30 protein-coding genes, 1 other RNA gene and 1 pseudogene are annotated in these 26,098 nt (G+C 35.4%); 19 read left to right on the plus strand and 13 right to left on the minus strand.

Annotated features, from left to right (window positions below):
- Window positions 1-27 precede the first annotated feature (27 nt).
- Window positions 28-348: an ArsR/SmtB family transcription factor gene (locus ACP3VS_RS15260; RefSeq protein ID WP_012292561.1), complete on the minus strand. Its 321-nt coding sequence runs from the start codon at window positions 346-348 to the stop codon at window positions 28-30.
- Window positions 348-770, minus strand: coding sequence for an SRPBCC family protein (locus ACP3VS_RS15265; RefSeq protein WP_031418335.1), 423 nt, complete (start codon window positions 768-770; stop codon window positions 348-350). Before ACP3VS_RS15265 ends, ACP3VS_RS15260 begins: the two co-directional genes overlap by 1 nt.
- Before the next feature lie 163 nt (window positions 771-933).
- Here ACP3VS_RS15265 and ACP3VS_RS15270 point away from each other — a divergent pair, with 163 nt between their 5' ends.
- The 6 genes from ACP3VS_RS15270 (at window position 934) to ytxJ (ending at window position 5,046) form a co-directional block, all read left to right on the plus strand.
- A complete protein-coding gene (locus ACP3VS_RS15270; RefSeq protein WP_031418337.1) occupies window positions 934-1,572 on the plus strand; it encodes a LysE family translocator in 639 nt (212 codons plus the stop codon).
- A gap of 221 nt (window positions 1,573-1,793) precedes the next feature.
- Entirely contained in the window at window positions 1,794-2,666 is an 873-nt protein-coding gene (locus ACP3VS_RS15275; protein ID WP_031418339.1) for a LysR family transcriptional regulator, read from the plus strand.
- 119 nt (window positions 2,667-2,785) lie between these two features.
- Window positions 2,786-3,493, plus strand: coding sequence for a CoA transferase subunit A (locus tag ACP3VS_RS15280; RefSeq protein ID WP_036166667.1), 708 nt, complete (start codon window positions 2,786-2,788; stop codon window positions 3,491-3,493).
- The gene (locus ACP3VS_RS15285) at window positions 3,493-4,134 is read left to right on the plus strand and encodes a 3-oxoacid CoA-transferase subunit B (protein WP_099805776.1); all 642 of its coding nucleotides are present in this window, start codon (window positions 3,493-3,495) and stop codon (window positions 4,132-4,134) included. Before ACP3VS_RS15280 ends, ACP3VS_RS15285 begins: the two co-directional genes overlap by 1 nt.
- Before the next feature lie 68 nt (window positions 4,135-4,202).
- Window positions 4,203-4,616: a VOC family protein gene (locus ACP3VS_RS15290; RefSeq protein WP_012292567.1), complete on the plus strand. Its 414-nt coding sequence runs from the start codon at window positions 4,203-4,205 to the stop codon at window positions 4,614-4,616.
- A gap of 100 nt (window positions 4,617-4,716) precedes the next feature.
- Window positions 4,717-5,046, plus strand: a complete 330-nt coding sequence (ytxJ, locus tag ACP3VS_RS15295) for a bacillithiol system redox-active protein YtxJ (RefSeq protein ID WP_012292568.1) — start codon at window positions 4,717-4,719, stop codon at window positions 5,044-5,046.
- Window positions 5,047-5,102: 56 nt separating this feature from the next.
- Here the strand turns inward: ytxJ and ACP3VS_RS15300 are convergent, their stop codons facing one another.
- On the minus strand, window positions 5,103-5,564 hold the full coding sequence (locus tag ACP3VS_RS15300) for a hypothetical protein (protein ID WP_012292569.1): 462 nt from the start codon (window positions 5,562-5,564) through the stop codon (window positions 5,103-5,105).
- A 740-nt stretch (window positions 5,565-6,304) separates the two neighbouring features.
- On the opposite strand from ACP3VS_RS15300, the gene ACP3VS_RS15305 reads away from it, so the two are divergent.
- Entirely contained in the window at window positions 6,305-6,910 is a 606-nt protein-coding gene (locus tag ACP3VS_RS15305) for a hypothetical protein (RefSeq protein ID WP_139015309.1), read from the plus strand.
- 132 nt (window positions 6,911-7,042) lie between these two features.
- Window positions 7,043-7,516: a hypothetical protein gene (locus ACP3VS_RS15310; RefSeq protein ID WP_031418344.1), complete on the plus strand. Its 474-nt coding sequence runs from the start codon at window positions 7,043-7,045 to the stop codon at window positions 7,514-7,516.
- Between the two features lie 128 nt (window positions 7,517-7,644).
- Here ACP3VS_RS15310 and ACP3VS_RS15315 read toward each other — a convergent pair.
- Window positions 7,645-7,740: pseudogene (locus ACP3VS_RS15315) on the minus strand (IS3 family transposase); the annotation flags it as partial.
- 154 nt (window positions 7,741-7,894) lie between these two features.
- On the opposite strand from ACP3VS_RS15315, the gene ACP3VS_RS15320 reads away from it, so the two are divergent.
- Entirely contained in the window at window positions 7,895-8,449 is a 555-nt protein-coding gene (locus tag ACP3VS_RS15320) for a GNAT family N-acetyltransferase (protein ID WP_012292571.1), read from the plus strand.
- A gap of 269 nt (window positions 8,450-8,718) precedes the next feature.
- On the opposite strand, the gene ssrS is transcribed toward ACP3VS_RS15320, so the two are convergent.
- A non-coding RNA gene (gene ssrS / locus ACP3VS_RS15325) (6S RNA) lies at window positions 8,719-8,911 on the minus strand.
- 246 nt (window positions 8,912-9,157) lie between these two features.
- On the opposite strand from ssrS, the gene ACP3VS_RS15330 reads away from it, so the two are divergent.
- The gene (locus ACP3VS_RS15330) at window positions 9,158-9,496 is read left to right on the plus strand and encodes a zinc ribbon domain-containing protein YjdM (protein WP_031418345.1); all 339 of its coding nucleotides are present in this window, start codon (window positions 9,158-9,160) and stop codon (window positions 9,494-9,496) included.
- 22 nt (window positions 9,497-9,518) lie between these two features.
- Here ACP3VS_RS15330 and ACP3VS_RS15335 read toward each other — a convergent pair whose 3' ends face one another.
- Window positions 9,519-10,055 carry a zf-HC2 domain-containing protein gene (locus ACP3VS_RS15335; protein WP_036166670.1) on the minus strand — a complete coding sequence of 179 codons (537 nt, stop codon included), beginning with the start codon at window positions 10,053-10,055 and terminating at the stop codon, window positions 9,519-9,521.
- Between the two features lie 103 nt (window positions 10,056-10,158).
- On the minus strand, window positions 10,159-10,797 hold the full coding sequence (locus tag ACP3VS_RS15340; RefSeq protein WP_031418347.1) for a YfbR-like 5'-deoxynucleotidase: 639 nt from the start codon (window positions 10,795-10,797) through the stop codon (window positions 10,159-10,161).
- A gap of 171 nt (window positions 10,798-10,968) precedes the next feature.
- Between ACP3VS_RS15340 and ACP3VS_RS15345 the strand changes: the two genes are divergently transcribed.
- Window positions 10,969-11,409, plus strand: a complete 441-nt coding sequence (locus ACP3VS_RS15345; RefSeq protein ID WP_012292575.1) for a hypothetical protein — start codon at window positions 10,969-10,971, stop codon at window positions 11,407-11,409.
- A gap of 48 nt (window positions 11,410-11,457) precedes the next feature.
- On the opposite strand, the gene ACP3VS_RS15350 is transcribed toward ACP3VS_RS15345, so the two are convergent.
- From ACP3VS_RS15350 to ACP3VS_RS15365, 4 genes are all read right to left on the minus strand, one after another.
- Window positions 11,458-13,299, minus strand: coding sequence for an ABC transporter permease (locus ACP3VS_RS15350; RefSeq protein ID WP_332292205.1), 1,842 nt, complete (start codon window positions 13,297-13,299; stop codon window positions 11,458-11,460).
- Window positions 13,289-14,050 (minus strand): ABC transporter ATP-binding protein, encoded by a 762-nt coding sequence (locus ACP3VS_RS15355; protein ID WP_031418349.1) that lies wholly within the window; start codon window positions 14,048-14,050, stop codon window positions 13,289-13,291. The genes ACP3VS_RS15350 and ACP3VS_RS15355 overlap by 11 nt, the downstream gene beginning before the upstream one ends.
- 103 nt (window positions 14,051-14,153) lie before the next feature.
- Window positions 14,154-15,140: a sensor histidine kinase gene (locus ACP3VS_RS15360; RefSeq protein ID WP_012292578.1), complete on the minus strand. Its 987-nt coding sequence runs from the start codon at window positions 15,138-15,140 to the stop codon at window positions 14,154-14,156.
- Window positions 15,137-15,826, minus strand: coding sequence for a response regulator transcription factor (locus ACP3VS_RS15365; protein ID WP_031418350.1), 690 nt, complete (start codon window positions 15,824-15,826; stop codon window positions 15,137-15,139). Before ACP3VS_RS15365 ends, ACP3VS_RS15360 begins: the two co-directional genes overlap by 4 nt.
- Window positions 15,827-16,197: 371 nt before the next feature.
- Between ACP3VS_RS15365 and ACP3VS_RS15370 the strand changes: the two genes are divergently transcribed.
- Window positions 16,198-17,178 (plus strand): GGDEF domain-containing protein, encoded by a 981-nt coding sequence (locus ACP3VS_RS15370; RefSeq protein WP_036160660.1) that lies wholly within the window; start codon window positions 16,198-16,200, stop codon window positions 17,176-17,178.
- Window positions 17,179-17,438: 260 nt separating this feature from the next.
- Here the strand turns inward: ACP3VS_RS15370 and ACP3VS_RS15375 are convergent, their stop codons facing one another.
- Together ACP3VS_RS15375 and ACP3VS_RS15380 are read right to left on the minus strand one after the other, a co-directional pair.
- Window positions 17,439-17,621, minus strand: coding sequence for a hypothetical protein (locus ACP3VS_RS15375; protein WP_012292581.1), 183 nt, complete (start codon window positions 17,619-17,621; stop codon window positions 17,439-17,441).
- A gap of 359 nt (window positions 17,622-17,980) precedes the next feature.
- Window positions 17,981-18,307 carry a LytR/AlgR family response regulator transcription factor gene (locus ACP3VS_RS15380; RefSeq protein WP_281486763.1) on the minus strand — a complete coding sequence of 109 codons (327 nt, stop codon included), beginning with the start codon at window positions 18,305-18,307 and terminating at the stop codon, window positions 17,981-17,983.
- A 457-nt stretch (window positions 18,308-18,764) separates the two neighbouring features.
- On the opposite strand from ACP3VS_RS15380, the gene ACP3VS_RS15385 reads away from it, so the two are divergent.
- The 7 genes from ACP3VS_RS15385 to ACP3VS_RS15415 all read left to right on the plus strand — a co-directional run bounded on the left by ACP3VS_RS15385 (window position 18,765) and on the right by ACP3VS_RS15415 (window position 25,840).
- On the plus strand, window positions 18,765-19,520 hold the full coding sequence (locus tag ACP3VS_RS15385) for a 3D domain-containing protein (RefSeq protein WP_031418351.1): 756 nt from the start codon (window positions 18,765-18,767) through the stop codon (window positions 19,518-19,520).
- Window positions 19,521-19,644: 124 nt separating this feature from the next.
- Window positions 19,645-20,196 (plus strand): superoxide dismutase family protein, encoded by a 552-nt coding sequence (locus tag ACP3VS_RS15390; protein WP_012292584.1) that lies wholly within the window; start codon window positions 19,645-19,647, stop codon window positions 20,194-20,196.
- Window positions 20,197-20,485: 289 nt separating this feature from the next.
- On the plus strand, window positions 20,486-21,478 hold the full coding sequence (locus ACP3VS_RS15395) for a TAXI family TRAP transporter solute-binding subunit (RefSeq protein WP_031418354.1): 993 nt from the start codon (window positions 20,486-20,488) through the stop codon (window positions 21,476-21,478).
- A 114-nt stretch (window positions 21,479-21,592) separates the two neighbouring features.
- Window positions 21,593-22,111 (plus strand): DUF1850 domain-containing protein, encoded by a 519-nt coding sequence (locus ACP3VS_RS15400; RefSeq protein WP_426389146.1) that lies wholly within the window; start codon window positions 21,593-21,595, stop codon window positions 22,109-22,111.
- Window positions 22,108-24,147, plus strand: a complete 2,040-nt coding sequence (locus ACP3VS_RS15405; RefSeq protein ID WP_012292588.1) for a TRAP transporter permease — start codon at window positions 22,108-22,110, stop codon at window positions 24,145-24,147. The genes ACP3VS_RS15400 and ACP3VS_RS15405 overlap by 4 nt, the downstream gene beginning before the upstream one ends.
- A 248-nt stretch (window positions 24,148-24,395) precedes the next feature.
- Window positions 24,396-24,539 (plus strand): hypothetical protein, encoded by a 144-nt coding sequence (locus ACP3VS_RS15410; protein ID WP_012292589.1) that lies wholly within the window; start codon window positions 24,396-24,398, stop codon window positions 24,537-24,539.
- 191 nt (window positions 24,540-24,730) lie between these two features.
- Window positions 24,731-25,840 carry an amidohydrolase gene (locus ACP3VS_RS15415; protein WP_012292590.1) on the plus strand — a complete coding sequence of 370 codons (1,110 nt, stop codon included), beginning with the start codon at window positions 24,731-24,733 and terminating at the stop codon, window positions 25,838-25,840.
- Window positions 25,841-26,098: the final 258 nt, after the last annotated feature.

A 26,098-nucleotide genomic window follows, 5' to 3' on the forward strand; every position in this document is an offset into this window, starting at 1 on the left:
GCTGTCCCAATTAGACAGCTCCATTTTTTAATTGTCTTCCACCAGACTTTGTAGCTGAGCCAATTTATTGTCCCAAAACAAATGAAAGTATTGGAGCCAATCCTCAATTTCTTTTAAACGCTCACTATGCAACGTGTATATCTTTTCGCGGCCCTTTTTTTGAGCAGAAACAAGCTCTGCCTGTTCTAATATTTTTAAGTGCTTTACGACAGCTGTTCGACTAATTGCAAAATGCTCTGAAATATTAGAGATAGGTCTATCATTAGATGCAAGTAGCTTTAAAACATTTCTTCTTGTAGGATCTGCAATTGCTTGAAAAACATCATATTTCACTGCTTCTTGAATCATTAGGCTTCTGCAACTTCTTTTAATTTATGATGGATAATCATTGTCCAACCGCCATCCATTTTTGTGCGAATGGCCTCAGTAGCAGCGTTAGCTTTTGGAATAATATGTGAAGCTTCCTTCCAGCCACCATGTGTTAAAGTAAATTCTGTTTGTTCTCCGACTTCTTTTAGCTCAAAAGTAACGAACCAACCATCCTCATCCCAAGCAAATCTTAGAAAATGTGGCGCATCTACACGTTCAACTTTACAAGGTGAAGGACCAAACGGTGATTGAATCGTAAATTCATGTCCCTCAATAGGTTGAAAATTATTGGGCATAAACCAAGAAGCAATTTTTTCTGCAGTTGCTACAGTGTCCCACACCTTTTCTATAGGTGCATTAAGTGTAATTGTTTTAACAATATCGGGTAATTTTCCGCTCATGTGTAAATCTCCTTTATAGATAAAATGAAACCAATAGGTGTTACGAATATATAACACCTATTGGTTATATGTCAAGTCAAAATAAAAATTAGTATCTTTCTGTAAGGAAGTACATATGCTACAATTATTTTTATAATTTTCTGACAAAAAGTGAGGGAGAGAAATGGTGAACATCTCTGTTTTCTTAGTTATGTGCATTTTACTTATAATTTTACCTGGTCCAGATACAGCCATAGCGACAAAGAATACCTTGACTGTAAGTAGGAAAGGAGGCTTGCAGACTATTTTAGGGTCCTGTGGTGGTTTATTGATTCATACATGCGCAGCTGTCATTGGGCTATCCGCTATCATTGTGAAATCAGCTTATGTATTTGCCGCATTAAAGTATATTGGTGCAGTTTACTTATGTTATTTAGGTATTAAAACATTATGGACCTTACGGACAATTCGCGCACAATCAACCGAAGTGCAGAATGAAGCTAATATGGATCATAAATACTCGCATCAATCATGCTTTAAGCAGGGGTTCCTCACGAATGTCACGAATCCGAAGGTTGCTGTATTTTTCCTAACATTTCTTCCTCAATTTGTGGATGGAACGGGTGGAACATTTCTACCATTTTTAATCATGGGATTAATCTATACAGCTTTAACGATGCTTTGGTTTGTATTTTATGTCTATCTGTTAGATCGCATTAGTGCATTTATGAAAAGGCCAACTACTAAGGCAGTAATCGAAGGATTGACGGGTGCTGTATTAATTGGTTTCGGCATTAAATTAGCATTGGAAAAGGCCCACTAATAGTAAATACACCACTATATTTAGATGTGAAATCTAATGATACGTGGTGTATTTTTTGTTGAAGAGGTCTTTGGGGAATAAAGGAATATCCTCTCGACTACAGTTGTAGGTTCAGTGCACTTAATTTTTGTAGAAGGATTACCATAGATGAAGAAGAATTAATTACTATAAGAGAATTTTGCTAAGTCTTTCATCAAAAAGAATAAATGGGGAAGATGTTTATGGAATTACGAGATTTAAAAGCATTTATGTCAGTTGTCGAGCATGGTAGCTTTACGAAGGCTGCGAATGAATCCTTTGTATCTCAGCCATCATTAAGTAAAAGCATAAAAAAATTAGAAGATACATTACATGTAGAATTATTAAATAGATCTACTCGCAATGTCGAGCTAACAGATGCAGGGAGTATTGTCTTTAAACAGGGGCAAAAGATCATGCTTTCCGTTCAAGACTTGCACATTTTACTAGATGATTTATTAAATATAAAGACAGGTTCAATTAAGCTAGGGATTCCACCTTTAATTGGGACATTATTTTTTCCGAAAATAGCTAGAGAATTTCATCAGCAATATCCTGATGTGCATTTGGAGCTTGTTGAACGAGGCGCAAAAACAGTGGGTACGTTAGTAGAAAACGGTAATGTGGATATGGGTATTGTCGTATTACCGACGGATGAAAGAAAGTTTTCGGTGCAGCCATTTGTAGAAGATCAATTTTATGTATTTATAAATGAATTACACCCATTAGCTCAATTTAAAGAAATACAATTGCAAGACTTAAAAAATGAAACCTTTATTATCTTTGCTGAGGAGTTCGCTTTACATGATTATGTTATTAAGTCATGTGAAAGTGTTGGATTTTCACCACATGTAGGCTATAAAAGTTCACAGTGGGATTTGATAGTTGAATTGGTATCATCAAATTTAGGAATAACATTACTGCCATATTCTATCGCTGCTAAGCAAACAAATAAAAATGTCAAAATGATTCCTTTAGCTAATTTTGATATGCCCTGGCGTTTGGGTATTATCACCAAAAAAAATACATATCAATCGTATGCCTTAAAACAGTTACTGAACACGATGCGTAAGTAAGAGGTGGGGAGATTTATTCTATTTTGGAATAAGTGGTATTCTAATTAATTCCTTTACTTGTAAAATGTTAATGAGGTAGAATTTTCCTTAATAAACGAGCAATTTTAGGAGGTTTCGAGATGAAGGATGGGAAAGTATGGCGTTCATTTGAAGAAGCGGTTGCTGATATTAAGGATGGGGATATGTTAGCAGTAGGAGGCTTTGGTCTATGTGGTATACCAGAAAAGTCTATTGCGGCTTTAGTACAAAAGGGTACAAAGGATTTAACGGTAGTTAGTAATAACTGCGGAGTAGATGATTGGGGTTTAGGCTTACTATTAGCGAATAAGCAAATAAAAAAAATGGTTGCCTCTTATGTAGGCGAAAATAAAATTTTTGAACAACAATTTTTAAGTGGGGAGCTAGAGGTAGAGTTAACACCTCAAGGAACGCTTGCTGAGCGCCTACGTGCAGGAGGAGCGGGGATTCCAGGATTTTATACAGCTACTGGAGTTGGTACGCCAATTGCTGAAGGCAAAGAAGTAAAGATTTTTGATGGGAAAGACTATATTTTAGAAGAAGGAATTGCTGCTGATTTTGCTCTAGTTAAAGCATGGAAGGCAGATAAGCTAGGAAATTTAGTGTACAGAAAAACATCACGTAACTTCAATCCGCTAGCTGCGATGGCAGGTAAAATTACCATTGCTGAGGTGGAAGAAATTGTAGAAGTTGGCGAGTTAGACCCTGATCATATTCATACACCAGGAGTTTTCGTTCAGCGTGTTTTATTGGGTGAAAATTATGAGAAGCGTATTGAGCGTCTGACAGTGAAAAAGGGGGAAGAGTGATGGCTGATACAAGACAAAGAATCGTAAATAGAGCAGTGAAAGAAATCCAAAATGGCATGAATGTAAATTTAGGTATTGGTATTCCAACTTTAGTTGCCAATGCTATTCCAGCCGATTATGAAGTGCTTTTACAATCAGAGAACGGATTACTTGGTATCGGTCCCTATCCAGTTAAAGATGACGTTGATCCCGATTTAATTAATGCTGGGAAAGAAACAGTAACAGCTATGCCGGGGGCTTCCTTTTTTGATAGTGCAGAATCATTTGCTATGATTCGTGGTGGCCATATTGACCTTGCTATTTTAGGTGGTATGGAAGTATCAGAGACTGGAGATCTGGCAAATTGGATGATTCCAGGGAAAATGGTCAAAGGAATGGGGGGCGCCATGGACCTGGTGGTAGGAGCAAAGAGAGTCATCGTCGTTATGGAGCATGTTAATAAAAATGGTGAATCCAAAATTAAAAAACAATGTGATCTCCCATTAACAGGTAAAGGTGTTGTCCACCGGTTAATTACAGACTTAGCTGTATTTGATTTTACTAAAGAAGGGATACAGCTTATCGAATTAGCAGAGGGCGTTACTTTAGAGGAAGTAAAAGCAAAGACTGCGGCTTCGTTTCATATAGCGTTAGCACAATAATTCAGACTTAGGACTGTTTTCAACGTGATTGTACCATTCTATACTCGTTTAAAAAGGGAGAGTTTCTGATGGAACAACAATGGACGAATGAACTAGCAGTTGCACAGGTCAGAGTAGCAAGGCCAACTGATCAATTAAAAGAAATTGAACGGTTTTATTGTGAGGGCATTGGACTAAAAAAAATTGGTTCTTTTTCAGGTCATCGTGGCTATGATGGAATAATGATTGGTCTTCCAAATGTACACTATCACTTGGAATTTACAGAACATGTTGAAGGAAGCCCTTGTCCTGCTCCAAGTAAGGACAATCTTTTAGTACTCTATATTCCAAATCAAGAAACAATCCGTAGTATTGCTAAACGCTTATCACAAATGGGGTACCCTGAAGTAGAGCCTGAAAATCCATATTGGATGCAGAAGGGTATTACCATTGAGGATCCTGATGGCTGGCGCCTTGTATTAATGAATACAGAAGGCATTTAAGTAGAGGAAGAAATGCACGAGCTATAAAGGTAGCCTCGTGTGTTTTTTTGTTACAATAAATACCCTATGTAGTATATAATTGCAAGGGAGGTATTCATATATGCAACGAATTAAAACTTTGGTTAGTTGGGGAGAAGTGTTAGAACAGTCTCACAAAAAGCCCTGTCTTGTCTTAAAATTTAGTCTGACATGTATAAGCAGTATTTCAGCTTTAAAAGAGTTCAAAGCCTTAGCGACAGAACTCCCTAAATATCTGGTCATTATCCAAAAGGAACGTGATGTTTCCAATGCTATAGAACGTGATTTACAGGTAAAACACGAATCACCTCAGTTATTAATTTTGCAGGATGGGAAAGGAATTTGGCAAGCAACCCACTATAAAATAAAACGACCTCTTTTAACAGAGGGGCTGAGAATGTATGTAAAATGAGCAAAAAGATACCCCTCTATACATGGAGGGGTATCTTTTTGCTCATTTTAATAAAATTAATCCTCTAAAGCTTCACTTTCATGATAATTTGTAGCAGTTGACTCGATATCAACTTGTAAATAATTGGCCCAATCTACTTTATGATAATCCTCTTCACTAAAATAAATATTCAATACTTCAGTCATGGTTTTATCTCCATCTGGTTGGGTAAGTGGAGCATACCAAGTAACAGCAGGTGTTTTTACATCTTTCAGCTTCGACAAATCAGCAAAAATTTTAGTGGAGTCCTTCAGCATTTGACTTTTCGATCCCTCTGTCACATCTGTATCCTGTATGGATATGGTGACAACACCTTTGGACTCTTCAACCGTAAACTTATTTTTAACAATTGCTCCGACAATATCTTCAACAGAAGTGTTTTGATCTACTGCTACCTCCTTTGGATTGTCACTCTTTCCGCAAGCTGTTATTAGAATTGAAGCAAATACCATTACATACATTAACTTTTTCAATATCATTACCTCCCTTGTTACTCCATATATGCGCAAAATGAAAGGGAATTATACAAAATATGAGAAGGTTGTATGTACTTTTTAAAACTAGAGTTTCAAAACGTTAGACGAACGTGGCTTTTTGAGGAATTTATTAGAAATAGGATATATCAAATTGGAGATATAGAAGGTGCTGTAAGGTATTTTTCATAAATAAAAAAGTACCTTAACCATATTGGCTAAGGTACTGTAAAGGTTGATATTCAACAATCAGTTGATAAAGGATTGATAAGATTTGGCTAGATAAGTTTGACGCTGGCACGCTGACAAATGGAGATTTAAAAGGATTAGAAATTATCATTTACAACGTAGTGCTTAACAGCACATGCCCGTTACCATAATTGGTATTGTTTTTTTTGTATATCTGAAAGTCAATTTACTGTCAACAGATACTTAAGTACAAATTGTTAATTTATGATTACAAAGTGAATAAATACTACAATGTAATTAAGGTCAAACAATAGGTTTTATAAATGTTGATAATGTAACTTTAGTATCACTTTATTTTATAAGAACCGCCAAAATATGGCGTTCTTGATGGCGTTATGTGGCGCTTAATGTAAATTTAATGTAAATTCCACGCCGGAAAATGGCGTGAATCAACAATTGAAATGAAAAAGTTTCCAATGATAGGATGATAATAACTCGAGGGAAAGTGAAAATGTTATAACGTTTTTTTCAAAATGTAATAAATGGAGGACAAAAAAATGTCGAAATTAAATTTTTTTAAAGGTTTTGTAGCATTAATTTGTTTTGCACTAGCATTCAGTATAATTTCTCCAAGTTTGGCTTTTGCAAGTGAATCACAAGCAGTAGAATTAGAAGATTCTTTAAATCAAGAACCCAATATTATCGAAGTAGAAAATGAGTCACAAATTGATAATCAAGAAATAAATACAGATGTAAATACTTCTATAGATGACTTAAATGGTCCTAGGGCTGATTTCGAATCCGAAGTACAACCACATGCATTACCTGTCATTCCATTATTAGCCGGCCTTGTAATTAGGCAAGGAGTTTCATATATTGTAAAGACTTCTTCGAAACGAGTACTTAAATTAAGAAGCCATGCTTCTGATCAAGCGGTAGATCGCGGTATTACTGGAAAAATGATAGATGATGCTTTGACTAATGGTACTAAATATGTCGATGTATTAAGCGGAGAACGTGTTGCTTGGATTGACACAGGAGGCAACCAAGTTGCTGTATTACTTAAGAAAGATACTGATGTTATTGATACTGTTTATTTTGAAGATCATAAAAAGTTAAAGTGGTTCAAGAGTAATTGGAAATATGTAGGAGATTATGAGTGATAATACTTTTATAAAATTTAACTCCTGACAATTTTCAGTTCAAAAGTTATGCTAACATTCCGTAGTATAGTAGAATATGGACCGATGGAATTAATATTAATTTAAAAGGTTAATAAAAAAGGAGAATTAATTATGGTTATATTAAAAGATTACTCAAATGATCCCAATTGTGAAGTTGAAATAATCTTAAAATTAGTAAATGATTCAAGTGTGAAATTCTCCATAAATTTCAGATCAGGTGATAATTTTCCTAGGTTGCATAAAGAAATTACATGTTTAAAGGATGACTTCATAAAATTATTAGATGATATAAAACATCTTGATAGTTCACACCTAAGTATGTTGGAGCCACACGATCCTGGATTATGTATCTATCATATTCCTCACTACGGTAAATATTATTATCCTCAATATGGTTTTTTACAAATACCTGACAATGAGAGGATAGAATCTGAGACTCGTTACAAATTAATTTTTGTATTAGACGCCAATGATAAGAATAATCTTGGTCCAAGAGAATGTGGTCCTGCATTTTGTATAATAGTAAAAAGGGAACAAATTAACGAGTTCGTTCAAAGTTTAAAATCAGAATTAAGTAGCTTTTAAGTTTATAAGAAATCACATGTTTTATTAAAGTAGAATTAAGCAAGCTGTATTCGGAAATAAAAATAAAGCCAGGCGCTCAATGTGAACTGCACCCCGTCAAGTAGACAGTGGTAATAATAAAAAATGTATTAAACGGCTTGTGTCCTGAATTCTAAAGGACTCAAGCCGTTTAATCGTCCCTGACACCGATAGTAATTATAAAAATGAATATAATCATCAATCGCTAGTTATAACCCTTCAATGAATCGTACTTATGTAAATGAGAAATAACAAAAGAGATAAGTTTTACTTGAAACTATATAAAATTTAAAACGTAATAAATATATGGTTAATATAACCAATTATTAGTATTACCACTTTTTTTGGAGGATAAGAAAAATGACAGTTAGTTATTGGACAGGGAAAAATCTTACATTACGAGCGATACAACCAGAAGATATCATTATATTTGATTTTCTAGATGATGAAATTCTTAGAAATATGGATTCGATTCATTTTCCTCGCTCAACTGATAAAATGACAGAATGGGTAGAAGAACAATTATCTGAAGATGATGACGAATTCCGTTTTGTTGCAGTAGATAGAAACAATAATATTGTTGGTATGATTGAAACTTTTGATTGTGATTTGAAAAATGGTATCTTTGATTATTATTTAGCTGTATTCGAGCCTTACAGAGGTAAAGGGTATGCAAAAGAGATGATTCTCATGGTTCTTCGATTCTTCTTTTCGGAGCGCGCTTATCAAAAAGTAAATACAACGGTTTACTCTTTCAATGAACCATCAATGTGTCTACATGAAAAATTAGGTTTCATGAAAGAGGGGCAACTTAGAAAAATCATTTTCACGAAAGGCGATTATTTCGATGGTATTTGTTATGGAATGACAAGAGAAGAATTTGAACAAAATCATGGATCTCTTATTAATCAATAAATATGCGATATAAATGGAATTAGCTGATTTTCCTAATAGAGAAGGTTAGCTTTTTTGTATAAAATAAATCTTCCACAAATGTTAGTAAGCCTGTTGATAAAAAGGGGAAGTTGAAAGGTCCATGAAAGATTGGGTATATTTTGCGGAGGTAAATAGTTGATTATGTTTATTTATTATTAATTGCAAATAAGTTTAACCCCTTGGCTATTTTGGAATGAAAAAAGTACCTTAACCATATTGGCTAAGGTACTGTAAAGGTAAATGTAATATAAAAAGCCGCGTATGCCGTAGTTATTATAGAAAGTTTTAAACCACCACTCCTCAAAGTGGGTGTTCGCAGAAGTTTTCCTGCTTATCCTCATGCACCGTAGTGTGAGGCCCGTCATTCCAACTCCAATAATAAAACTCCCTTTTACAGCTTAAAGGTTAAAACTTAATATTATACGAACAATGCAGCCTTTATGGATATAATAAAGCATGATCGACAAACATGCAAGTAAGATGATTGCTTGAAATAAGTCAATGGGCGGGTGTCCCAAATCATGCAATACGTAACGGCAAATGTATTTAGAAAGGTACTGGGCTTCATATTATTTTCACAAATACGAACAAAAAATACGAACAACCTTTGCTTATTATGGACGACTGTGTAAAGATAGGAGCATATAGAGGATTTATCTAGCAAAAAAGTAAAGGGAGGAAGCAGGAATGGCAGCTTATCCAAATTGTCCGAAATGTAATTCTGAATACACATATGAGGATGGAACAAATTATGTATGTCCAGAATGTGCGCATGAGTGGAGCATGGAGGCAACGGAACCCGAATCAGATACACTTATTGTCAAAGATGCAAATGGTAATTTGTTAGCTGATGGTGATTCAGTTACGGTTATTAAGGACCTAAAGGTAAAGGGAAGTTCATCTACTTTAAAAATAGGGACAAAGGTAAAAAGTATTCGCCTTGTAGAAGGGGATCATAATATTGACTGTAAAATTGATGGCTTTGGCGCTATGAAGCTGAAGTCTGAATTTGTAAAAAAGGCATAGGGAAGTGTAAAGCGTCTAAACGTTAGTTTGAGTTTAGGCGCTTTTTTATTCTAAAAATTTTGCGTAATAAAATGGCAAAGGCCGCACCCACTAAGGCAAAAATCGTATGGAGGAGAGCGATATAACTTGCTCCCATCACAAGTGCCCCAAATTCTGTCAAAGAGTAGGCGGTAATATAGAGCTCATTCGTAAGGTTGTCGATAATCGCCCATACCAATACAGGTACAGAGCTAATGATAAAAACAATCCAAATGTTTTTATAAAAAAGGTAAGACAGACAACCGAAAATGGCATATGAAATGACAAAGCCCATTTGGTTTCCAAGTAACGATGAGTTAATAGCAAACATGAATGAAAGTACAATAAATATAATATGGAAAAAAGATAATGTTTTTTTCATGGGTATGTACTCTTTTTGAATTTGTACTGAGCTAAAGAGCTGCTGACAGTGCGGACATTTTGCCAAATGCTGCTCTACATATATTAATGTGGATGCTTGGAGCATTTGTTTCTTATATAACAGTAATAAATCTTCTATAATTGGGCATTCTTCTGACAAAACTCTCCCTCCATTCAATCACCTTTCATTATACGATTTTTTTAGAGGAAATAAAAAAAGCCTTCCTGAACTTTTCATTCGGAAAACTTGTACATGCACCTGACTATTTGGCTGTTAGTACTTCATTTGTTAATGCTTGTATATCAATATGAGTTTTTTCCTGTACGGCGTCTTTTAATATTTCAGTGCGGAAATATTGGACAGTTGCCTCAAGTGGAATGGCTAAAAGCTTCGATAAAGCATTTTGATACATATAGACGAATTCTTTGTCAGTATTGCCACGCTTTAATTCTGCAAAAGCTTCGTAAAATTGGTCCAGTTTATCTGCAAATTCAAGTAGACGCCCTTCTATCGTACTATCCTTGCCTTCTTTCATGCGCTCAAAGAAAATGCCTTGAAATTCTTCTGGAATCTCATTGCTAATAAACTTTTCCATCATTTTCTCTTCCACATGTGCTAGCATTTGTTTTAGCTCGGGACTAGCGTGTTTTACTGGAGTTTTAATGTCGCCAATAAAAACTTCAGCAAAGTCATGATTAATTGTTTTTTCATATAAAGATTTCCAATCAATCTTTGCTCCATTCATTTCTTCTAATGTCGCAAAAAACATCGCATATTGTGATACTTTCCAAGAATGTGCTGCCACGTTATGTTCTTCAAATTTGAATCGCCCAGGGCACCGAATAATTCGTTCTAAATCATTGAGGCTTGTAAAAAATTGATGAATTCCTATAAAAATCACTCCTTTTGTTCTTTAAGTGCATGTTACTATAAACGATACCCTCTTTGTGAGGTTTTCAAACAATTTAACAATGATTCAATTTGTGTTTACAAAGGATTCACAATTACTGAATAAGCAGACAGAGGTTGAATGCTATAATGTAGGGGACTGATGAAAGGGGGAGTATACATCATGTTTTCCATTTATACGCTTCTTCTTTATATACATATTTTAAGTGCCGTTCTTTCGATTGGGCCATTGTTCGTTGTACTAACGATTGTAAAAAAAATGCGTACAGCTTCAAGTGGTGAAATGCCACCATATATAGAATCTTTTAAAGGGGCTATTGCCATTGTCAAACATTCAGGACATGTACTTGTAGGATCGGGTATTTTACTAATGTGGCATGCGGGTTATCATTGGAGTACTTCGTGGATTGTTCTCACTTTCCTTGTGATGTTTGCATCTATTATCTTTTTAGCCAGAGCGTTTAAGCCAACATTACGTACTTTTAATACACAAGCTTATAATCAGCAACAATTTGTTGCACTATTACAGCGCAAGGCGTGGATGTACATTTTGCTACTGCTTATTATGTTATGGTTAATGGTGGCAAAGCCAATTATTTGGTAACAAGTCTTTTATTATTGAAAAATCGCACCCCCAAGGAGTGCGATTTTTTTAGTTCACTAGACGTTTGAAATAGCTTTGTCGTATCCATAAATAACTGATGAGGAACAGCACAAAGAAACAACAAGAACTGGCAATGGAAACCTGTAAAAATGCTGTAGAGACCATTGTACGCATAGCTAATAAAGTAGTGAGTAATAGAGAAATTGCTATAGTGAACGGAACAAATATAAGAATGCCCAGTTCCTTTGCAATAACGGAGGCTAATTCTTTCTTAGACAGTCCCAGCTTACGAATGCCCATATATTTTTCTTTTTCCTGTAATAATGTTGTCTGTAAATAGAAGTAAAGTATACTCATGGCTGCACTTAAGAAAATTAAACTTAACATAGAGCCAATGAAGAACATAACGCTTTTTACAAACATTTCTGTATCATATAATTCGATTTTGGATGTAACGTAACGTTCACCAGGTAAGGATGGTATGTCCTCGGTAATGGTATTTGCCAATTCTGTATGTGCTGTCCAATTATCTAATTCATAGATATAGGTTTTATAAACAGGGTAGTCAATCGACTGATAAATAGAATCTGGCACAATGAAGTATGTTTCCTGAAACCCTGTAGATAGTAGGTTCTTTTCGTTCATTTCAGCTAGTTTGAATGATTTTATATAACGGTCACTAGCATTGTTGGTTATCGGGGCTATACCATGATTCCCAGCGACAGCAATAAATTCATTTTCATTCAGGCTAATTTCCTTTTGCTGTAGCAGGTTGTAATCAGATAATGACATATAGCCAAGGCGTCGATTCTCATCTGATTTAAATTCAATAAAATACTTGTTTGCTTTTACTGTTGCTAGCTTCTTTTCAAGATAGTCTAAATCTGCCTTTATTATGTTGTCATTAGCTTTTGGATCCGTAATATATTGAAAGCTATACGGATAATTTCCTTCACTATCTTTTTGAACATTGTAATATGAGCTAAACAAAATGCTTGTACATAAAAATACGCCACTTAACAAAATGGTAATTAGAAATAGCATATTTGCATGAGATTTCATTTTTGCATTTAAATTTGACGCTAAAAGCATATTTGTTTTGCGAAGATAAACAGGGGATTTCTCAAATATTTTCAAAAATAGACGTAAGCCTTGAGCAATGATTAAATAAATCGTACAAAGTATGCTAGCAAAAAATAATAAATAATAGAGAGCACCTAAAGACGCTACAATAGCATGCTCAATCTTTAGTAAATAAGCTAAAAGTGAGGTCATCATAATGCTAGCAGCTAATAAAATATAATGTGGTCGAATCGATTTTTCAATCACAGTATCACTTTTTAATAGCTGTATGGAGGCTTCTTTATTAATAAATTTAGTGACGACTTTAGAAATTATCATAAATAAGATTAAAAACAAACCTATCGTTAAACCAATTGCTTGTAGAGGAATATACATACTAAATGTTTCTGCTTTTAACACTACTTTAGCCGCCATTAAGAACAGGGGGGTCATGACAAGACCAAGAACGATTGCTGCTATAATCGCCATTATTCCAATGAATAGGTTTTCACGGAATATTAGCTTTCGTACTTGTTTCATGGAAGCCCCTGTAATCATGAAAATGCCAAGAGTCTTTGTCTTTTTGCGTAAAAATGCCATGATTGAATAAGTAATATAAATAAATGAAAATAAATAAACAAGCATACTGGCAAGCATTAATGAAATGCCAAGTGTTGAGTCGGGATCTAGGTCTTTTAAGCTGGGATGAAAGACGATTACAGAAAATAAAAAGAATATAATGATGGAAAACATACTGCTCAGAAAATAAGATACATATGTCCATTTATCTCGTATAATGTTTTGGATAACAATATGGTTAAAGGTCATGTTGACCCCCACCTAAGAAAGCAAGAGTGTCCATAATTTCTTGATAAAACTGCTTACGATTGTTGCCTCGATGTATTTCATTATATAATTTGCCATCCTTGATAAATATAATACGATTAGCAAAGCTTGCTACGTAAGGATCATGTGTGACCATAAGAATGGCAGTTTGTAGTTCTTGATTGATGGAGGTGAATAAATCCATCACATCGTTGACAGCCTTTGAATCCAAATTACCTGTAGGCTCATCTGCTAACAATAAGCTCGGTTTATGGATAACAGCACGAGCAATAGCTACTCGTTGCTTTTGCCCACCTGAAATTTCATAAATGCGTTTCGATAATAGCTCCTCAATTCCAAGAAATTGCGCTACATGCTTTAAACGGTGACGCATTTTGGCGCTAGGTAAGCTATCTAATGTCAGCGGTAATAAAATATTTTCCTTTACCGTTAAAGTATGAACAAGATTAAAATCCTGAAAAACAAAGCCTAATTCAGAACGTCTAAATTTTGCAAGTTCCTCATCATTTAAAACATAAGGATTTCTATTATTAATAACAATATCTCCAGCAGTGGGGCGATCAATGGTGGATACACTATTTAAAAATGTCGTTTTGCCACTTCCGGAGGGCCCCATGACGGCTACGAACTCCTGCTGTTGTAACTGGAAATCAATACCGTTTAATGCCTTGTAGGTAATCTCTCCGATATATTCTTTTTGCAAATTGGTCACTTGAAGAATGATGTTTCCCAACTTGGAACCACTCCTTTAAATTGATTTGATAGCTTTAGTATAAAAAAGGAGCGATCAATAACCCATTTCGCTTGATGACGGGAATATGACAAAGTTGTCATATTCATTTTATAAGACTGCTTGAGAAATTGATGGAAAACGTAGTGTGATCATGTGAGGATTGTAAGGTGAACGGATGGTTTAGTATAGTTAAAACCTTTTTCACTAAAAATAATCCTATGCCTGTTGCTTCTCCATTTGTTCGTCCCTTTTTACCTGTATAAAACAAATCAAAGACACGTGCAATTTCGCTAGTAGGGATTGTCTCACCACGGTTATCTATGTGCAAAGTGTCGTTGTCATAATCAATATGAATAGTGCTTTCTACTTCACTGTATTTGACAGCATTATTTAATACTTGATAAAGGACAACCTTTAACCATTTACGATCGGAGTAAATCATTTGATTTTCTGTAAGCGTTAATTTTGGGAAAACTTCTTTTGTAATAAAATAATCCTTCAAATCATTAATAACTTCTTTTACAAGCTCTTTTAAAACAATAGGCTCAATTTTTAAATCAGCTACTAAATTTGAACTTCGCTCATACGTTAATAGCTGATTGAGTGTAAATGCCAGCTTATCACACTCCTTGCTGATTGTTTGCCATTGCTGTAATTCGTTCGAAGTTTTGAAGGACGCTGATTGTGTAATTAATTGAATGACAGATAACGGTGTTTTCATTTGATGAGCAAAATGTGATAATACAAGGTGCTTTTCCTCTGCTTGCTCTATTAATTGTTGCTGTTGCGTTAAATATAGATATTGCATTTGTCTTAGTTTTTCACTATAGGCTTGTTCCATCGATGCTTGGGGCTCATACAGATGAAGGTCTTCCTTTGACAAATCAACTTTTTCTAAGTGTGTATATAGTCGTCTTCTTCGGTAATAACGGCCTACAAACCAAAGGATAAACAGAAAGCTAACGAGAAAAATAAAATAAAAATAATGCGATGTTAAATCATCTAATGCTTGAATCATCCAAGGTAAGAGAAGGAAGCTAATACAATAAAGAATAATAATACTCACATGATCTTTAAAAAACAGCTTCATTTTCTCTCCTCCACAAGTTGATAGCCTAGACCACGAATGGTTTTAATTTCAAGCTGTGAGTGGATAGCTTCCAATTTTCTTCGTAGTCGACCAATGTTTACAGATAAGGTGTTTTCCTCCACAAAGGTTTCATCATCCCAAATAGCACTTAATAGTTTTTGACGAGCTACAACATTTGGGTAGGCTTCGAATAATAGCTTACTAAGCTGCATTTCTTTTAATGTTAACAGGCTTTCATGGCTATTTGTTTGGAGACGGACAGTGTCTGGGTTTAATGTAGTATTGGCTATTGTAATGGTAGACGTATCGAAGGAAGCATACTCACCATATGTACGCCGAAGTAAACCATTAACCTTTGCCATAAAGACATCTAGCGAAAATGGCTTAGTAATAAAGTCATCAGCACCATTTTCGATACCGTATACTTGATCGATATCGTTGACTCTAGCAGAGACAATGATGATAGGACAAATCGAAAGCTGACGAATTTTACGTGACCAATAATATCCATCAAAGATGGGGAGATTTATATCCATAATGACTAAATGTGGTTGGATGTCATTAAATTCTTCTATGATGTGCTGAAATTGTTGCACTGCATGGCATTCAAACTGATATTTCGATAAATGTTCGACAATCAGTGAAGCTATATTGCTATCGTCCTCTACTATGTATATCTTGTACATTTTTATCGACCCTTCCCTCATTCTTTACTTTATAATGTACCCTGATTCCATAAATCTTATAGAAGAATTGTACCCTGGAACATAAAAAAAGAGCTACCACAAACTTACTTGAAGCTATTTAAGGTTAAACTCCTTGTTAGACCTTTAGAATTATAAAGAATACTTTAAGAATGAACAGAAAGAACTAATTAAGATGTATGTTTTCTTTGAATTCAAGCGCTTTTCTCATTAAAGTAAAAAATGCCCAGCTGTTAAGTTTTCTTTAAGAAGTATGGCGTATGATGATTAAATAGATATATTAAATAAAGTTTAAGTTAAAACATAGATAAGATTTAACGAAAAAATCATCTCAATGGGAGAAATGATCTATTGTGGGTAAATTCAAGTTAAAGTTATCATTTCTTATTGTTAGTATGACAATAATGGTTGTACTCGCGACGTCTAGTGTTAGTATTTGGAGTAGCTATCAAAGTTTTAATGAAATTTTGATGGAAAATCAACGTGTAATGCAAGATACATACGTAAAGGAATCTTCGGCAATGAAGGACGGCTATCTAGAGGGCTTGCTGAAGGAAGAGGCTACAAATGAAAAGGTTATTCCTTTTAGCCTGTTTTTAAAAAAGGTTATTGTCCCGATTATTTTAGTCATTGCTGTAGTATTAGTGCTCGCTATATGGCTAGTTTTAAAAATAGTACGCCCCCTAAATGAACTTTCAACGATGATAGAAGCTGGGGAAAACGGGCAGGAGAAGGAACAAATTGCTGATTGGTATTATGAAGCAAAGATACTGAAAAGAAGCGTACAAAATATGATGATTTGCGCAGAAAGTAAAATTACTGATTTAACGGAGCAATTAAATGTTGACTCATTAACAGGTATTCCGAATCGCAGAATAATGGATCAAACTCTCCATGAATTAATTATTAATAAAGTTCCGCATGCGGTAATACTAATTGATTTAGATGATTTTAAAAGTATAAACGATACGTATGGTCATACCGTAGGGGATGAAGTATTAAAAGCCTTTGCTCATCATATGCAGCTTAATATGGGGGAGCAAGGTATGTGCTTCAGATATGGTGGAGAAGAGTTTATGATTATTTTGCCTTCAAGGAGTATAGATGAAGCGGTAGAACTAGCAGAAAGCTTGCGGGTTAAACAAGCCTTACAGGAAACTGCGTGTGGTAGACCCGTTACGATGTCTGCCGGAATTACTGCCTTTACACCGAATGTACAGAGCCCAAATCAATTGATAGAAATTGCAGATCATGCTCTGTATAAAGCTAAACAATCAGGAAGAAACTGTTTATGCGTAGTAAGGAATATGAGACAAATGATTATTAAATCATGAGTAAAAGCATGCTAGCTTTCTACACTAGCATGCTCTTTTTCGTCACTCTTGTTCTGAAATGATTTGAAAAAGATTGGTTGTTTCCTGCATAGGCAAAGCATTCAAGACAATTGAGTATGTTGAAAAGAGTTATAAATCTTTATAGCCTCTGCACGGTTCCCAATATTAGAATAGTGCTTGATTAATCCCTGGACAGCTTGATCAGAATACGGATTTAACTCTAGAGCTATAAGTAACGTTCGTTCTAGATTTTTGACAACCTATATTTGTTCACAATAATGGGCGAGTTCTTTCAGGAATTGAGTAAATAATTTATTCATCAAATTAACTTTGCTAGCTATCCATGGATAGGCCATCGTTGCCATAAATTCCCCACGATAATTTTGAAGAAGTGCTTCAGCCCTTTTAATATCTAATTTTTCAATTTGTTCTTTTTTATTCAAAATAATCTCTAAATCAATAGCATCACATTCAATATTGTCTAGTGTTAAAATATAACTCCCGTTCGTATACGATTACCTCTAAAAAGCCATATGCTGAAAGAGAGGAGCGAAGATATGAAAGAGTGATATGCTATTGAACCCTTGCTTTATTAAATTCAGTATAACCCTAAAATTATCAATAATAGTATCACGAGAAACAGGGGGATTAAGATGTGAAAACAGCAATGCAAACAATTCTTTCGTTTTAAATACGCCAATGAAGAGGTTTTCCCTCATAGGAAACAACAAATTCTCCGAAGCATTTTATTTTTAACAACGGTGTGGGTGAAGTAGTTCCTCAATCCTATAAATAGTCGTTGCTAAGCGAGATGTTGAAGCAGCTTTAACAGGTAATCAATTGATGGTAGCTCGAAGGCTTGCACAGCATAGTCTCGATAAGCAGTAACAAAAACAATATAGATGCTATGATTCCACGATGTTAATAATTCCGCAATCTCTAATCCATTCATACTTGGCATTTCAATATCTAGAAATGCTACTTGAAAGTCTAAGTTCGGTCCCTCGATAAGGAGTTCTTTTACAGATGTAAAAGTTTCAATAACCTCAATCCTATCAAATTCTTGCAAGTGTTTATTCATACTGACAAGTGCTAAAGGCTCATCATCCACCAATATCGCCCGAATCACAATAAAAACAAGACCTTTCCATTCCAGTCTAGAGGTTATTAGATTGAGATAACTAACCTTTTACAGATGTGTAGAGACTGGCTGCTGAGATAAATTGCCAGATTGAAGGGCAGCAGACTATTTAGATTCCTTGTATGTTACTTACGATTATCTTCTGGATTAATTTCCGATATTTATGTCATCTCTTTCTCTTCTATTGCCCTTAAATAGTAAATATCTAATATAAAAAATACTAGTCTAAACAATGATTATTTTCCATCTAATTGGACAATTTGCTAAAAAAATAATCGAAATTGTATAATTTTCCGTTTTTATAGTAATAATTCCTAATATCAGGCAGATAGCCCTGAGTTATTAATTTGCGAGCTTACTGTTGATTGCATACTAGATTATTTAACTCTAGCGTGCTAACGGCAGACTTGCAAAAAATAATAAAATATTGGAGGTATTACTAAACATGAAGAAGAAAGCTTTAGCTTTAGCAGTAACTTTGACCGTTGGTTTGAGCCTATATGCCAGTCCTTCCTCTGCGAAAGACAATTCCGGCAATATATTGTGGGCACTCCCTCAAATTTATAATTTAACTGTTGGAGAATTTCAACAATTTACAGAAATGGACTCGTTATGGTTTTATCCAGAGCAAGATTTAGTGAAGGATACATCAAATACAGAAAAAACATTGGAAGATGAATATGTCATAAAAGGTGGTGACACATTATTTTCAATCGCACGTAAAAACGATATAACAGTAGATGAACTAAAAGCATGGAATAACCTTGCTACAGATTTAATCTTTGCTGGTGAATCAATAGCTATAAAAGCTTCGGCTGCTAAACCGAAACCTAAAACATCCGAAGCAGTTACACCTAAGGCTGCTACAACAGCAAAAACAAAACCTGTGAGTGCTCCATCAAATGGTTCTGGAAGAACGTTAACAATGCGTGCTACTGCCTATACAGCATATTGTGAAGGTTGCTCAGGAATTACAGCGAATGGAACGGATATTCGATCCAATCCAAACTTAAAGGTAATTGCAGTTGATCCTCGTGTCATTCCACTTGGTTCAAAGGTATGGGTTGAAGGCTATGGTGAAGCGATTGCGGCTGACACGGGTGGAGCTATTAAGGGAAATAAAATTGATGTATTTATTCCTACCGAGGGACAGGCTCTTCAGTGGGGCGTCAAAACTGTAACCGTTAAGATTTTAGACTAAATAATGAAGGGATTTCTCATTAGAGAAGTCCCTTTTGTGCATGTAACAACCTCGGTAAAATTTATAAGAAGTGCATAACTATTGATTAACTTGGAAACCATCAGAAATAAGAGGAGGTATTTTTATGAAAAAAACAAGCTTAATTAGCCTTTCTTTATTAGTTTTAGTGGGTGGTTGTGGTTTCTTTGATAAGAAAGAAGAAAAAGTACAAGTAAATGCGTCATCCCCCTTAACAGCTACTGCAAAAGTAATTGGTGCAAATAACGAAAGCTATGGGAATGCGTATTTTCAGGAAGAAGATAATGGTGTTATGATGACACTGGCATTAACAGGACTACCCCCGGGTACACATGGAATTCATATTCATGAAGTAGGGAAGTGTGAGCCCCCTAAATTTGAATCGGCTGGTTCGCACTTTAATCCGACCAAGAAAGAGCATGGTAAGTTAAATCCCAATGGTTATCATTTAGGGGATTTACCAAATCTAGAGGTTGGTGACGATGGCAATGTCGATTTAAACTTCTTAGCAGAAGGGCTAACACTACAAAAAGATCAGCCAAATTCTTTGTTAGACAGTGATGGTAGTTCCATCGTTATTCATGAGTCAGCAGATGATTATAAAACAGATCCAGCAGGTAATTCAGGGGCAAGAATTGCTTGTGGTGTCATTCAATAGAAGAAATATGTAAAAAACTGTATCCACTATTGGATGCAGTTTTTTGATTTCATCATTCATATACAGTTTTAATACATAAGGGGAGAGTCTTGAACTTAGAAATTAAAGGTTTTTTATAGATAAAAATAGGTTAATTAAATAATAAACTGCTGATGAATATCAATGAAGTTTATAAAGGGGTGCATAAACATAAAATTCAGAATTTACTATAAACTAATTGACATAATAATACTAAATTTGATAATTTTAAGTAGATTGCCTTTACTATTATACAGAGGGGGAAAATACTATGAAAAAGACACAATTTAAATGGTTGCTATTATTAAGTGCGTTTGCACTAATGATTTTAGCTGCATGTGGGTCAGATGGGGGAAGTGGCTCTAAGGATACGAACGAGAACGCTTCGGAGTCATCTGAAAAGCCCAAATTTTTAAGCTTATTAACTGGTGGAACACAAGGTACTTACTATGCACTTGGCGGTACATTTGCTGATTTAATTACGACAGAAACGGATATCAAAACAACTGCTGAGGTGTCTCAGGCATCTGCTGCTAATATGACTGCTTTGCAAGAAGGTAAAGGCGAAATTGCATTTGTTCAAACGGATATTGCTTACTATGCTACGGAAGGAAAGTTAATGTTCGATGGAAAGAAAATTGATACAATTTCAGCTTTAGGTGCTCTTTATCCTGAAACAGTACAATTAGTTACTACAGAAGCAACAGGCATTAAGACTTATGCGGATTTAAAAGGGAAAAAAGTGTCTGTAGGGGCACCTGGTTCAGGTACTTATGCGAATGCCGAGCAATTACTGGAGATTCACGGCTTAACGATGGATGATATCAAAGCTCAAAATTTAGATTTTGGGGAGTCAACAGATGGTCTTCAATCAGGCCAAATTGATGCGGCATTTATTACTGCAGGTACGCCAACAGGTGCAGTTGAAGCGTTAAATGCTACAACGAAAGTAAATATTGTTGGTGTAGATGCAGGTAAAGCAGATGAATTAATTGCTAAATATCCTTATTATGCAAAGGATACAGTAAAAGCAGGGACTTATGGAATTGCAGAAGATACAGAAACAGTTTCAGTTCTTGCTATGTTAGCCGTGAAAAAGGAACTACCAGAGGATGTTGTCTATGCTATGACAAAAGCTATCTATGATAATACTGATAAAATCTCTCATGATAAAGGTAGATTTATCAAAGCTGAAACAGGTTTAGATGGAATTAGTATTGACATTCATCCAGGCGCTCAAAAGTACTTTGATGAGAAAAAATAGACAAAACGATTACTAAAATATGAAGGGGGCTCGGATTGCGTAAAGCTTCGAGTCTTTTTCCTACTATACGGTGAAGTATAGGCGAGTAGCTTTTAAAGTGGGGAGAAGGATGAAATGCAACAGGGGAAAGTTAGTATTACAGTAGTTTTAGTAATCTTCTGCTTAATTATTGTAGTTATTCTTCCATTTCAAAAGGTATTCAGCTTTACAGAAACGCGCATGGCAAATCCGAGAGTGCACTACATACCAATTACTGAAAGTGAAAAATTTCAAATTAGATATACCCACTCCATACATAATTCAGATGTATACGAATCCTATCAATATGTTAAGGGAAATCGTATTCAGATGATAGAGATGGAATATGAAGATTTAGCAATAGGTATGCCAGGCTATGCCGAGGAGGGCCAAACGTTTATAGAAAGGGACGGTAAATACGTTCTTCAATTTGATGACCATCGTGAAATTGACAATTTTACCATTTTAATTGGCGATTTGGGTTTAGACCTTGTATTCAACTACGAAGATGTGGAATATGATTTAAAAAAAGATTTACAAAGGGGAAAATCCTATTTATTTGAAATCAGGCACCTATCACTATACGAACAGTGGAAAGGAGTAAGAATGCAATGACAACACAGGAAAAAGCAAAGAAAGAAAGAGTAGAAGAATTCGAGCAAATTTCTGCTGAAGAGCAACAAGCTATATTAGAAAAATATGATATTGAATCCAACGTAAGAGCTGTAACAGGTATTATGAGGCATGTCATTTTCTATGGTCTTTTAGCATTCTCTTTGTTTCAACTTTATACAGCCATTTTCGGGCAATTCCCAGCACAAATTCAACGTACCATCCATTTAGGCTTTGGTTTGACACTTATTTTTCTACTATTTCCTGCTCGTAAAAAAGCACCAAAGTACAAAATTGCATGGTTTGATTATTTATTGGCTTTGCTTTCAGTGGGGGTAGGGTCGTACTGGTCTTTAAACTATACTGAGCTTGTGAATCGCAATGGCTCCATCACACAAATGGATTTTATTGTAGGTCTTATCGCTGTTGTATTAGTGCTTGAAGCCGCTCGTCGTGCCGTTGGGATACCAATTACGATTATTGCAGCTTGTTTCTTAATTTATGCTTACTATGGTCCATATTTTCCGGCATTTATGGCACATAGAGGACAGGATTTAGAGAGTATTGTAAACCTTATGTATTTTACAACAGATGGAATTTTTGGCACACCGATTAGTGTGTCAGCCACTTTTATATTTGTATTTTTACTCTTTGGAGCTTTTCTAGTAAAAACGGGGGTCGGTCAGTACTTTAATGATCTAGCCGTTTCATTGGCAGGTAAATTAATAGGAGGCCCAGCAAAAGTAGCAGTCTTTTCAAGTGCACTACAAGGTACTATTTCGGGAAGCTCTGTAGCCAATGTCGTAACATCAGGCTCCTATACGATTCCAATGATGAAAAAACTAGGCTATCGTAAAGAATTTGCAGGTGCAGTTGAAGCGGCAGCGTCAACGGGTGGTCAGCTAATGCCACCAATTATGGGGGCAGCGGCTTTCCTAATGGTAGAGTTTATTGGTCGTGGCATTACCTATTGGGATATAGCGAAAGCGGCAGCTATTCCAGCACTTCTATATTTTACAGGTATTTGGATTATGACGCACTTTGAAGCAAAACGAGTTGGTTTAAAAGGTCTTAGAGATGATCAAATGCCAAACCGAAAAGAAGTTTTTAAGAAAATTTATCTTCTATTACCGATTATTGCGATTATCGTGCTAATGTTGACGGGGACACCTGTTATGCATGCAGCGTTGTACGGAATCATTATTTCGATTGGGGTTGCAATGTTTAATAAGGAGACACGGCTTAAACCGATGGATGTGATAGATGCATTGGTGGAAGGCGCTCGTACTGCGTTAGGTGTAGTGGCAGCAACAGCTTGTGCAGGAATTATTGTAGGGGTTGTTGTCAAAACAGGGCTTGGTTTAAGTCTAGCCAATAGTTTAGTAGCTTTGGCTGGTGGTAGTATTATTTTGACATTAATTTTCGTGATGATTGCCTCCCTTATACTTGGTATGGGTGCACCAACTACCGCAAATTATGTGATTACATCCACAATTGCAGCTCCAGCCATTGTAGCATTATTATCACCTAACACACCGCAAGAGTTAGTGCCAGTAGTTGTATTACTATCGGCTCACTTCTTTGTGTTCTACTTTGGAATTATTGCAGATATTACACCACCTGTAGCTTTAGCCGCCTTTGCAGCCTCAGGGATTTCAGGTGGGGATCCTATTAAAACAGGAGTTAATTCAGCCAAGCTTGCTATTGCGGCATTTATTATACCGTATATGATTGTCTTTTCACCGTCTTTACTAATGATTGATACGACAGTACCACAGATAATATGGGTTGTATTTACTGCTATTACAGGAATGGTTGCCATCGGTTCGGGTGTTATTGGGTATTGGTACCGTAAACTGTATTGGTTTGAAAGAATAGTAGGGATAGCCACTGGTCTATTACTTATTTATCCAGAGAAATTCTCGGACTGGGTAGGTTTAGGCATCTTTGTTATCATGTTTGTAATTCAAGTATTATCAAATAAAAAAGGCAGTGATAATGATCATACGAATGGAAAAACAGGTGTGACAATATCGTAAATTTTTGATTTTATACAATATACATCTGCTCTATTAATAGCTGGCTAACAAATTTCTGTCAGCTATTAATGAGCAAATTTTTGATTTTATTGTAATTTGTTGGAAATTATAATGTGTTGATTGTTCTAAAATAGAGATTGGTTTTATATTTTTAATGCATAATGAGTATAATTTATTGCATTTTATCGAAATCCTATTGTATAATTCTTTTATCAGAAAATTCAATTAAATAAAAGAGGGGTGCTACAATGGGTAAATTGTTAAATTCAAAATTTGAGACATACCTAATGGATCAAGAATATGATCTAAAGGAAGAGGAAGAAAAAAATGAGGAGCCATTAGCGATGGTGCAATATGAGGAATATCCTGAAGGGTTTTTTACAAGTTTATAATGAATACATGATGGGCTATGTTGAAAGAGATAACAACTTTTAACATAGCCTATTTATTTATGTCTTAGGCAGTTTTAAATAGCATATAAATTTATTAAGCTTTTTCATATTAATGGGTCTTACTGCGTATATACTTTTATAAAAAGGATTCATGTATAATGTAAAGCAAAAATGCGTATAGAGGTGTCGTTATGTCAAAAGCTATAACATTAGAAGAAACAATGTATCAATGGTTCGAGCATTTTCACAATTATCCAGAAGTGAGCTGGAAGGAGTTCGAGACAACAAAAAAATTAGCGTCAATATTAGAAGAATTAAATGTTTCTTATCGTCTGCTGGGGGATGTCCCGGGATTAATTGCAGAAATTGGAGCAGGTGAAGAAGTTGTTGCGGTGCGTGCTGATATTGATGCTTTGTGGCAAGAAGTGGATGGGGAATGGCAGGCGAATCATTCTTGTGGTCATGATGCTAATATGACCATGGTGCTTGGGGCATTATTACTACTTAAAGATCAATCATTGCAACATCGTGTCCGTTTTATTTTCCAGCCTGCCGAGGAATTAGGGAATGGTGCATGTGCTGCTTTTGATCGAGGAGCGGTTGATGGGGTATCACATTTATTTGGTGTACATTTAAGACCTATTGAAGAACTACCTCTCGGTAAAGTTTCACCAGCTATTCATCATGGTGCTGCCTATTTTCTAGAAGGGGCTATTCAGGGGATTGATGCACATGGGGCGAGACCACATCAAGGTAAAAATGCCATTGATGTCATTATGGCTGTCCAACAAATGTTAAACAGTATTCATCTATCGCCTTTTGAGCCACATTCTGCAAAGTTAACAAAAATTATTGCTGATGGAGGTAGTACAAATATCATTCCAGGAAATGCTAGTTTCTCGATGGACATTCGAGCACAGCATAATCACCAACTTGAATTACTTCGTAGCAAAATTGAGTCTGGTTTAAAAGCAATTCAGCAGCAGTTTGAAATAGATATGGATTGGAAGTGGGTTGATTTCACACCAGGTGCGGAAGTTTCAGCAATTGCTGCAAAAATGGCGAAAGAGGCAATTGTTGAAACATTGGGCGAACAATATTTAGCAGATGAAATAACGACCCCAGGTAGTGACGATTTCCATTTTTATACGGTAAAGAAGCCAGAATTAAAAGCGGCAATGATTGGCATTGGGGCAAACTTAACACCAGGATTACATCACCCTAAAATGACATTTGATCGTAGTGCCTTAATTGATGCTGCTAAAGTACTTGCTTGCGTATTAGAAAAAAAACCTGAATAAAAAAATATTTTTTTAGCTATGTGAAAAATGCAATGATTTTTTCATATAGCTTTTTTTGCATGGGAATTCCCTGAAATGCATGGATATTCAAGGGTTTTTCGAGGCTTCTTATTGCTACTTGAAAGCGTTTTATTGCCCTAAAACAAAGAGATTTGCTAGAGAGGCATAATTTTTTTGCGTTGACTTTTAATTTTTTGAATATTAAGCTAAAAAACGTAAAAAATTATTTGCGTCTTTGAAAAACCGAAAAGGGATTTG

This window comes from Lysinibacillus sp. VIII_CA, from assembly GCF_049943995.1.
Classification (GTDB): Bacteria; Bacillota; Bacilli; order Bacillales_A; family Planococcaceae; genus Lysinibacillus; species Lysinibacillus pinottii.

What these genes read in the sequence shown, in the direction of transcription:
- ACP3VS_RS15280 (WP_036166667.1), top strand. Translation starts at nt 2,786, where the DNA reads ATGAAGGATGGGAAAGTATGGCGTTCATTTGAAGAAGCGGTTGCTGAT.
- ACP3VS_RS15285 (WP_099805776.1), top strand. Translation starts at nt 3,493, where the DNA reads ATGGCTGATACAAGACAAAGAATCGTAAATAGAGCAGTGAAAGAAATC.
- ACP3VS_RS15385 (WP_031418351.1), top strand. Translation starts at nt 18,765, where the DNA reads ATGAAGAAGAAAGCTTTAGCTTTAGCAGTAACTTTGACCGTTGGTTTG.
- ACP3VS_RS15260 (WP_012292561.1), bottom strand. Translation starts at nt 348, where the DNA reads ATGATTCAAGAAGCAGTGAAATATGATGTTTTTCAAGCAATTGCAGAT.
- ACP3VS_RS15360 (WP_012292578.1), bottom strand. Translation starts at nt 15,140, where the DNA reads ATGAAGCTGTTTTTTAAAGATCATGTGAGTATTATTATTCTTTATTGT.
- ACP3VS_RS15390 (WP_012292584.1), top strand. Translation starts at nt 19,645, where the DNA reads ATGAAAAAAACAAGCTTAATTAGCCTTTCTTTATTAGTTTTAGTGGGT.
- ACP3VS_RS15415 (WP_012292590.1), top strand. Translation starts at nt 24,731, where the DNA reads ATGTCAAAAGCTATAACATTAGAAGAAACAATGTATCAATGGTTCGAG.
- ACP3VS_RS15300 (WP_012292569.1), bottom strand. Translation starts at nt 5,564, where the DNA reads ATGATATTGAAAAAGTTAATGTATGTAATGGTATTTGCTTCAATTCTA.
- ACP3VS_RS15265 (WP_031418335.1), bottom strand. Translation starts at nt 770, where the DNA reads ATGAGCGGAAAATTACCCGATATTGTTAAAACAATTACACTTAATGCA.
- ACP3VS_RS15365 (WP_031418350.1), bottom strand. Translation starts at nt 15,826, where the DNA reads ATGTACAAGATATACATAGTAGAGGACGATAGCAATATAGCTTCACTG.
- ACP3VS_RS15400 (WP_426389146.1), top strand. Translation starts at nt 21,593, where the DNA reads ATGCAACAGGGGAAAGTTAGTATTACAGTAGTTTTAGTAATCTTCTGC.
- ACP3VS_RS15320 (WP_012292571.1), top strand. Translation starts at nt 7,895, where the DNA reads ATGACAGTTAGTTATTGGACAGGGAAAAATCTTACATTACGAGCGATA.
- ACP3VS_RS15310 (WP_031418344.1), top strand. Translation starts at nt 7,043, where the DNA reads ATGGTTATATTAAAAGATTACTCAAATGATCCCAATTGTGAAGTTGAA.
- ACP3VS_RS15410 (WP_012292589.1), top strand. Translation starts at nt 24,396, where the DNA reads ATGGGTAAATTGTTAAATTCAAAATTTGAGACATACCTAATGGATCAA.
- ytxJ (WP_012292568.1), top strand. Translation starts at nt 4,717, where the DNA reads ATGCAACGAATTAAAACTTTGGTTAGTTGGGGAGAAGTGTTAGAACAG.
- ACP3VS_RS15350 (WP_332292205.1), bottom strand. Translation starts at nt 13,299, where the DNA reads ATGACCTTTAACCATATTGTTATCCAAAACATTATACGAGATAAATGG.
- ACP3VS_RS15330 (WP_031418345.1), top strand. Translation starts at nt 9,158, where the DNA reads ATGGCAGCTTATCCAAATTGTCCGAAATGTAATTCTGAATACACATAT.
- ACP3VS_RS15345 (WP_012292575.1), top strand. Translation starts at nt 10,969, where the DNA reads ATGTTTTCCATTTATACGCTTCTTCTTTATATACATATTTTAAGTGCC.
- ACP3VS_RS15395 (WP_031418354.1), top strand. Translation starts at nt 20,486, where the DNA reads ATGAAAAAGACACAATTTAAATGGTTGCTATTATTAAGTGCGTTTGCA.
- ACP3VS_RS15270 (WP_031418337.1), top strand. Translation starts at nt 934, where the DNA reads ATGGTGAACATCTCTGTTTTCTTAGTTATGTGCATTTTACTTATAATT.
- ACP3VS_RS15275 (WP_031418339.1), top strand. Translation starts at nt 1,794, where the DNA reads ATGGAATTACGAGATTTAAAAGCATTTATGTCAGTTGTCGAGCATGGT.
- ACP3VS_RS15290 (WP_012292567.1), top strand. Translation starts at nt 4,203, where the DNA reads ATGGAACAACAATGGACGAATGAACTAGCAGTTGCACAGGTCAGAGTA.
- ACP3VS_RS15405 (WP_012292588.1), top strand. Translation starts at nt 22,108, where the DNA reads ATGACAACACAGGAAAAAGCAAAGAAAGAAAGAGTAGAAGAATTCGAG.
- ACP3VS_RS15305 (WP_139015309.1), top strand. Translation starts at nt 6,305, where the DNA reads ATGTCGAAATTAAATTTTTTTAAAGGTTTTGTAGCATTAATTTGTTTT.